The sequence below is a fragment of the Granulicatella sp. 20925_1_28 genome (genome assembly GCF_041433575.1).
GTDB lineage: Bacteria > Bacillota > Bacilli > Lactobacillales > Aerococcaceae > Granulicatella.
This window is the reverse complement of the sequence record NZ_JAPWBS010000013.1, coordinates 37,315-44,909: the sequence shown is the minus strand read 5'-3', so window position 1 is coordinate 44,909 and position 7,595 is coordinate 37,315. Positions and strand designations below refer to the sequence as shown.

Sequence of the window (7,595 nt, the reverse complement as noted above, 5' to 3'; positions counted from 1 at the left end):
ATCCACAATAGGCATTTTTTCTTTTTTATAAAGTCGGATAAGTAATTTGACCTAAAATAACACTCTTCTTCGCACCTGTAGCAGAAGGAACATTAGATGGCCTTCTATGGTACGTTTGGTTCCCTAAAATTACAAAGGCCAATGCTTCTTTAGCTTCTGAAGAAAATCCTTGTTCTTCTTGTGTAAGCACTTGAACTTCAGTCATCTCTTTTTGAATAAGTTCAAGTAAGTAAGAATTATAGGCACCTCCACCTCCAACAATGCATTTCTTCAAATTATAAGGGTCAATCAGATGTTTCTTATAGTGATACGCAATCGAATATGCGGTGAACCACGTTAAGGTATGAATAATGTCGTTTGCATCATAAGAGTGATACTTTTTAAGAAGTTCTTGCGTATAGTGCTCTCCAAACATTTCTCTACCAGTAGTTTTTGGTAGATTCATCTTAAAATACGGATGCTCTTTTAATTCTTCTGCTAACTGAGGAATCATCTTTCCTTGCCGAGCATAAAAACCATCCTTATCATATTTTTCTCCGTAGAAAGTTCGAACAGCTTCATCAATCATCATATTTCCTGGTCCTGTATCAAATGCAATGATTTTCTTATCATCACCTTTTTTAGGAAGAATTGTCACATTTCCAATACCTCCAATATTTTGCAATGCTACTGATTGATGATCCTCACCATATAATAAAGTTTCACTATACGGTACTAAAGGCGCACCTTCCCCACCTACTGCCATATCCATCACTCGAAAGTTTGAAATAACATCGGTCTTACATTCATTCGCAATGATTGCCGCTTCCCCGATTTGTAACGTACTTGGAACATAATCATCGTAGGCTTTTGGAATATGAAAAATAGTCTGTCCATGACTCGCAATGAACGACAAATCTTCTAATTGAATATCAGATTCTTTACATATACGTTTTACTGCATCCGCAAAAAGATACCCTAACTCAAAATTCAAAGAACAGATTAGATCCACCGGAACCAATTCTCGACTGCAGCACTTTCTGATTTTGGTCCTTAAACTTTCTGGAATATCTACTGTAGTAAAATTCAATTGCTTTACCCGCGTAGATTCATCATACCCAGTGATTTCACAAAGGACTGTATCAATACCATCTAAAGATGTTCCAGACATCAAACCTACTGCAAGCACTATTGAACCTCCTTTATAAACTGTCTCGTTCTAACAAGCAAACCCTTAGTATGATGAAAATCTTTTTTTGCAATTCCATAATATAGTAAATCAGTAATCGTTAATAAACTATTCCGAGAAGTGATAGAGCCTAAACGAATTTCTTTTTCTTCTACCGGAACAAACAATCGAATATCTGACAATGTTGATAACGTCGATTTTAAATTATACTTTGTAACTCCAATGATTTTTGCTCCATGTTTTTTCGCAACTTTTGCAATCGAATTTACGGATTCTGTCTCGCCACTGTAACTAATTACAATTACAACATCATCTTTCTCTAGCTGCGCTATACGCGCCATTAGTGTATGCAAATCACGATCATATACAATTTCTTGATGGATGCGTGTCATTTTATGATAGAAATCTAAACAAACAATACTACTTCCACCAACTCCTAATAAATAAACTGTTTTTGCTTCATTAATCGATTCCATCGCTTTTTCTAACGCATGATAATCGAGTAGCGCAAATGTTTCTTTAATATTCTGAGTTAACATGCTTTCCGTTTTTTGAAGAAGCATCATCAGCGAATCACTTGGATTTAAAAAGGTTTCGATATCGCCTTCATCTAAATTAACTTTTTCCTTCGCCAATTCCACTTTAAATGCTGGTAATCCTTTATACCCCATTTTCTTTGAAAAACGAACCCACGCTGAAGCAGATGTTTTTGTTAGTTCCCCTAACTCTTTAGCATTTGAATCTAAAACGATTTGTCTATTTGCAAAAATAAACTCAGCTATAATACGTTCTGTCTCCGTAAATGCATCCATTGAACTTTTAATTCTATATAAAACACTCATTCTGTATACTCTCTTTGTTTTTATAATTTTTCCAAAGCCGCCTTCAAGACATTGGAACCATTCATCATACCATAATCTTGCACATTTATAGTTTCCACAACAATTTCAGGTTCATATTTTTCCTTTAATTCTTTAAGTTTAAATCTAACCTGAGGACCCACTAAAATTATATCTACTGGTTTTACTTCTACTTCATTTTTTACACCACTTAAAGGCGTAGCAAATATATCAAAAGTTTCATTATCAATTTCAGCAGCTGCTGCTTTCATTTTATTAACTAATAAACTGGTAGACATTCCTGCATTACAAACCAACATAATTGTTTTCATTATCTTCAACTCCTACAAACCTAAATTTCGTCCCTGCTTGAATATACTTTAATAGTTCTTTAGAATCTTCTGTAACTTTACCGATAACATTCACTCGTTCGTCAGCCTCTAGAGGGCGCTTTACAATTTGCACCTCTCCTTGATAACGACCGTATTTTTCGTTATCCATTGTTATTGTTCCTATTTCTCTTTCAGCTATGTTATCCGGTGCAACATTTTGTCTTCTCAAGATTGTTCGTGATTCTACACAGCGTACTACGTTCATAGCTACATCTTTTCTATTTGATAACACTCTATTTACAAAATCAGATTCCGAAAGATTTTCAACCTCTAACGTAATAATCTGATCCTTGATAAAATCATCAATTTTCTTTAGCTCTTTTTTTGAAATCTGCACATCTCCAACAAGAATTTCATCTGTAAATAGATTCTCAGAACACTCTATATAATTAACAAGCGGAGATTGTTCTCGATGACTTTCTACAGTCGGTAACCCTTCAAAGACTGGCCCTCTTTTTTTCGCATCTCCTGGAATGAACATCATTACTTTTAATCCAAAAGATTTTAATATTTTGTTTTTGTGAATAACCCAATCCTTATCCAAACCAGTATCTTTTCTAGGATAAAAGTTATGACAAGCTATGAGTTTCGTAAAATCTAGACCATTTTCTAATCCTTGATTATAAAAGAGCTCATCTATCGTGCTTGCATTCAACACAACTTCAAACTCATCCGAAAATTCTTTAATTTCTTTATAATCAAAACCATAATCAACTCTAACACATTTAACCTCTAACCTCTTTAGAAATTCTATAGAGTCGCCCTTAGATATATTGAACTTCCTAAACGTCTCGGGCGAAATATCTACCATAAGCTTCATTCCTAACTGATTAGTTAGTGAAATAAACTTCTTTAACAACTCTAACTGACTTTCATTTTTTTCTTCTGGAATTTGCATAGAGGTAAAAACATAATTGATACCAAATTGACTAATCTCTCTTAAGTATTTTTCATTTTCTTCATATGGAGTTGAAAAATAAATAGATGCTCCTAACACAATCACCATCTCCTACAAAAGAAGGCTAATGCAGAAATCTACATCAGCCTTCGCATCATCTTTATGAATATAATAATTCACCATTTTCTGCTTTTTCTGATAAATCCTTCTTCTCAATTGTTTTTACAAAAGGATAGAAAATGATTGCCATAACAATCCATCCAAGAATGACATATACCGCCGGCCAAATCGAAGCGTTTGTTGCCAAGAACGTTTTAATTGGTGCAGGCATAATCCACGGAACAGATAATACAGGAGTTGGTAAAATACCAAAGCTTGTTAAAGTAACAGAAATAACGGCTAACATTACATAACTCAATACAAATGGAATCATTAAAACAGGGTTCATCATAATCGGAATACCAAAGATTAGAGGTTCTCCGATATTGAATAAAGTTGCTGGTAATGCAAGAATACCCAACGCTTTTAAGCGAGGTGATTTTGAGAAGGTCATGATCAATGCTAATGGGAATAATCCTGTCCAAATATAATTATCCATATATAGTGAAGTGAAAGTATATGGTAAATTTTGGAATGATTGATTAGCTGCAAAAGCTTCTTGGTTTGCAGCTACCATTTGTTGCCAAATTGTTCCACCAACACTACTTACGATATTACCTCCATGAATACCTACTGCCCATAGTACACGGTTTAATAGAGAGGCTAGAATAACTGCAATAGGAGTATCTCCAATAGACACTAATGGTTCGAATATTTTTTGAATCATTTTTGGAATCTCTACTCCAAATACATGACCTACAAACCACCAAAAAACAACTACTACAAAACTTGGAATCAAAGCAATAAATGCTTGTGATACCATTGGCGGAACATTTTCAGGTAATTTAATAACAATATTCTTTTGAATGATAATTCGATAAATCTCTACAGAAATAATCCCTACAACAATAGCTGTAAATACCCCAAGTGCTCCTAAATATTGAGTTGGTACACCTGTGAATTTAGCTGGGTTAGCTCCAGCTTCCACTACTACATTTACAGTTTTAGCAGGATTTAACAATAGATAGCACGCTGTAGATAAAACTACAGGTTGAATAACATCCATCTTCATTCCTTTATTTTCGTTATACCACTCTGCTAAACCGTAAGAAACTGTCATGACGGTAAAAATCCCAATAAATGCAGTACCGATTCCAGCTCCGGCAGCAAGTGTCTTTCTAAAATCTCCTAAAAACTCTAAATAAGGTTGGTATGGAAACGAAGCAAAAATTAGGAATAGCGATCCAATAATCAATAAACTCATGATTCCTAATCCCATACGTTGCATTACTTGTACATATCGAATTTGTGAAAATCTAATTAGCGGCGGTGCAATTTTTTCTTCTACAAAGTTTGTTAACTTATCCATTTGAAATCATCTCCCTATATATATTCTTTTGTTAACACTTTGAACATTAATGCTTTACTAATAGAATTTGCTTTTAGAGTACTTTTAATTACCTGTGCAGCCTCTTCATCGGATGAAGGTGCTACTTCAAAATACAAATTAATTCCCTCCTTCTTCTTAAAGTGATAATTAGTACTCGGTATTCCTTCTACAATAGAAATAATTTTGTCATGCATTAAAGGACATACAACAATTACCATAAAATCAATCTTCTTTCTTATAATTTTGAATAAAGTCTTTATACCAATAGAAACTATCTTTCTTATATCGCTTATAACTTCCATTACCTAGATTATCTGCATCTACATAGATAACACCATAGCGTTTATCCATTTCACAGCTTCCCGCAGAGACAATGTCAATAATTCCCCAAGCAATATACGCTTCAAGTGGAACTCCATCTTCTAGGGCCAATTGTGCTTGTTCATAATAACTCTTCATATAATCAATTCTATACTCATCATGAACTTCCCCATTTTCAGTCAGTAAATCACGTGCACCTAACCCATTTTCTGACACGATTACCGGCTTTCCATATCGTTCGTACACTTTATGTAATGAAGTTCTTAGACCAACCGGATCAATTTGCCATCCCCATTCACTGGCTTTCAAATAAGGATTCTTAGTAGAAACTACCAAATTTCCAGCTGTTTTATCTGCTTCTTCCACCGTAATTACAGATGATGTATAGAAGGAAATCGAAACAAAGTCGCAAGTATTCTCTTTTAATAGTTTCTTGTCATCATCCGTAATGTTTAGAACAATATTTTTGTTTTTAAAGAAGGTTTCTGCATAATATGGATACTCTCCTTTAGATAAAATATCCATGCAGTACCATTGGTTCATTTGCTCTTCAAAAACTAGTTTTAGATTATCCTCTGGTCTACTAGTTAACGGATAGTAGCAGAAACAAGCAATCATTGAACCAAAACGTCCTGGAAGTTTCATTTCTCTAGCTAATTTTATTGTTTTAGCACTTGCTACAAACTGATGGTGCAGGGCTTGGAATACATCCGATAAATCAAATCCATTTTCACCTTTCAATAAACCTACACCATTATACGGGCTAAAGTATCCTGCGTTAATTTCGTTAAACGGTAACCAATATTCGACTAAGTTTCCCCATCTTTCAAATACAAAGGTAGCAAAACGCATGAAATGTTCAATACATTCTCTTCCTTTCCACCCACCATACTGCTCTACCAAATAAATCGGCATTGCATAATGATTGAGAGTCAAAAAGATTTTAATTTTCTTTTCTGTTAAGAGATTAAAAACTCGATCATAATAAGCGACCCCTTCTGGAGAAGGTACTTCTTCTACTCCATTTGGAAAAAGTCTTGCCCAACTAATAGAAAAACGATATAAATCTAACCCTAACTCATCTAGGTATTCAATATCTTCTTCCAAATGTTCAAAACCTTTTGTCCCGTTTCTAAACGGATAATACTTGCCGCTATCCAATCGTTTAGCTTCTTCAATTTTTTCTTTCGTTAATAATCGTGTTTCTTCTGTTGCGTTCGAAGTTCGTGGTAAATACGCACGGCAATCTTGCGTATCTAACCCTTTCGAGTTCGTGAAACCACCTTCATATTGGCTAGAAGCGGTAGCTCCACCCCATAATATTCTTTGCTTTTTATCCATTGCGTTTATCCTAATCTAAATTTAAATTTTTGCCATGGTTTTAATTCATCTAAAATAAAGTGTTCAATATCCACTACTTTTCCGACAACATTTGTCTTGCCTGAATTTTCCATGTCCTTCAAGGCAATTTGCAATTCTCCAGCATAATGACCGTATTCACTACTTTCGATGATAATATCCCCTCGACGGATCTTATCTGGAGCGTTAAACACTTCAAAACGATGTCCTTTATACTTCACACGACTCTGTGTTGAACGAATAAAGTAGTCATTTTGATCTCCTCTATTAAAATGGAATTCCTCTAACACAATTTTCTTTTCAATTTCCGGAATCCCATCCACTAATTCAACATCAAAAGTTACTAAATCTAAATCAAGTCCTTGTAGTGATTGTAATTCTTTGTCCGTTGGATAGCAGTTAGAAATCAAAATATCATCCACTAATTCCATCGCAATATGATGTTTAATTTGTACATTTAACGGCAATTCACGATGAAGTTCTAGAGTTGGTAAACCCTCTGTTGTTGGCCAAGGCCCAAATGCATTTTTATCAGCGCAGGTGACAAAGGCTGCAGTTTTTAATCCATACTGATTAAATCGTCTCGTACATTCTTTATAGAAATCTAAGTTCAAACCTGAATAGCGGTGTGGGTAAAAATTATGGCAGCCATACAATTTATATTTATTTGGTCTGTAATCCATAATCGTATCTAATGTATGCACGTTATTACTCATGTTGATTTCAATAATTAACCCTTGAGGATTATACGTCATAATTGACTCTTCTAACCCTGAAAAACCTGCATCTAGACGGATTCCATCCGCTCCAATTTCTTTAAAGAAAGATAAATCTTTATACGAAATATTCAGTTCCCCAAACACTCGAGGCGAAACGTCTACAATAACTTCAAAGCCAAGCGAGTGTGCATATTCATTAATTTCAGTAAATTCTTTTTTAATTTCTTCTGCTGGTTTATTCACAGATAATAAACACGAAAAAATTCTAGAAAAGCCGAACTCACTTGTTTTTTTTAGATAACTTTTAATTTCAGCTAGAGTGCTTTTTTCAGGATAAATTGATATACCTAATCGTCTCATTCATTTTCTCCTTACTCTTTTATACAGAAAAGCCCTGTTACTAGAACAGG

General features: G+C 34.4%; 8 protein-coding genes. All 8 read right to left on the bottom strand.

Annotated features, from left to right (window positions below):
• Window positions 1-25: 25 nt before the first annotated feature.
• Window positions 26-1,168 (bottom strand): anhydro-N-acetylmuramic acid kinase AnmK, encoded by a 1,143-nt coding sequence (gene anmK, locus O3793_RS07030; RefSeq protein ID WP_371446401.1) that lies wholly within the window; start codon window positions 1,166-1,168, stop codon window positions 26-28.
• Complete coding sequence (locus tag O3793_RS07025; RefSeq protein ID WP_371446400.1) at window positions 1,168-2,010, bottom strand: MurR/RpiR family transcriptional regulator; 843 nt, start codon at window positions 2,008-2,010, stop codon at window positions 1,168-1,170. The genes anmK and O3793_RS07025 overlap by 1 nt, the downstream gene beginning before the upstream one ends.
• 20 nt (window positions 2,011-2,030) lie before the next feature.
• Window positions 2,031-2,339, bottom strand: a complete 309-nt coding sequence (locus tag O3793_RS07020; protein WP_371446399.1) for a PTS sugar transporter subunit IIB — start codon at window positions 2,337-2,339, stop codon at window positions 2,031-2,033.
• Window positions 2,314-3,396: a MupG family TIM beta-alpha barrel fold protein gene (locus O3793_RS07015; RefSeq protein WP_371446398.1), complete on the bottom strand. Its 1,083-nt coding sequence runs from the start codon at window positions 3,394-3,396 to the stop codon at window positions 2,314-2,316. The genes O3793_RS07020 and O3793_RS07015 overlap by 26 nt, the downstream gene beginning before the upstream one ends.
• Window positions 3,397-3,457: 61 nt before the next feature.
• Window positions 3,458-4,765, bottom strand: a complete 1,308-nt coding sequence (locus O3793_RS07010; protein WP_371446397.1) for a PTS sugar transporter subunit IIC — start codon at window positions 4,763-4,765, stop codon at window positions 3,458-3,460.
• Between the two features lie 14 nt (window positions 4,766-4,779).
• The gene (locus O3793_RS07005) at window positions 4,780-5,004 is read right to left on the bottom strand and encodes a hypothetical protein (protein ID WP_371446396.1); all 225 of its coding nucleotides are present in this window, start codon (window positions 5,002-5,004) and stop codon (window positions 4,780-4,782) included.
• A gap of 4 nt (window positions 5,005-5,008) precedes the next feature.
• Window positions 5,009-6,448, bottom strand: a complete 1,440-nt coding sequence (locus O3793_RS07000; RefSeq protein ID WP_371446395.1) for a glycoside hydrolase family 1 protein — start codon at window positions 6,446-6,448, stop codon at window positions 5,009-5,011.
• 5 nt (window positions 6,449-6,453) lie between these two features.
• Window positions 6,454-7,545: a DUF871 domain-containing protein gene (locus O3793_RS06995; RefSeq protein ID WP_371446394.1), complete on the bottom strand. Its 1,092-nt coding sequence runs from the start codon at window positions 7,543-7,545 to the stop codon at window positions 6,454-6,456.
• Window positions 7,546-7,595 lie beyond the last annotated feature (50 nt).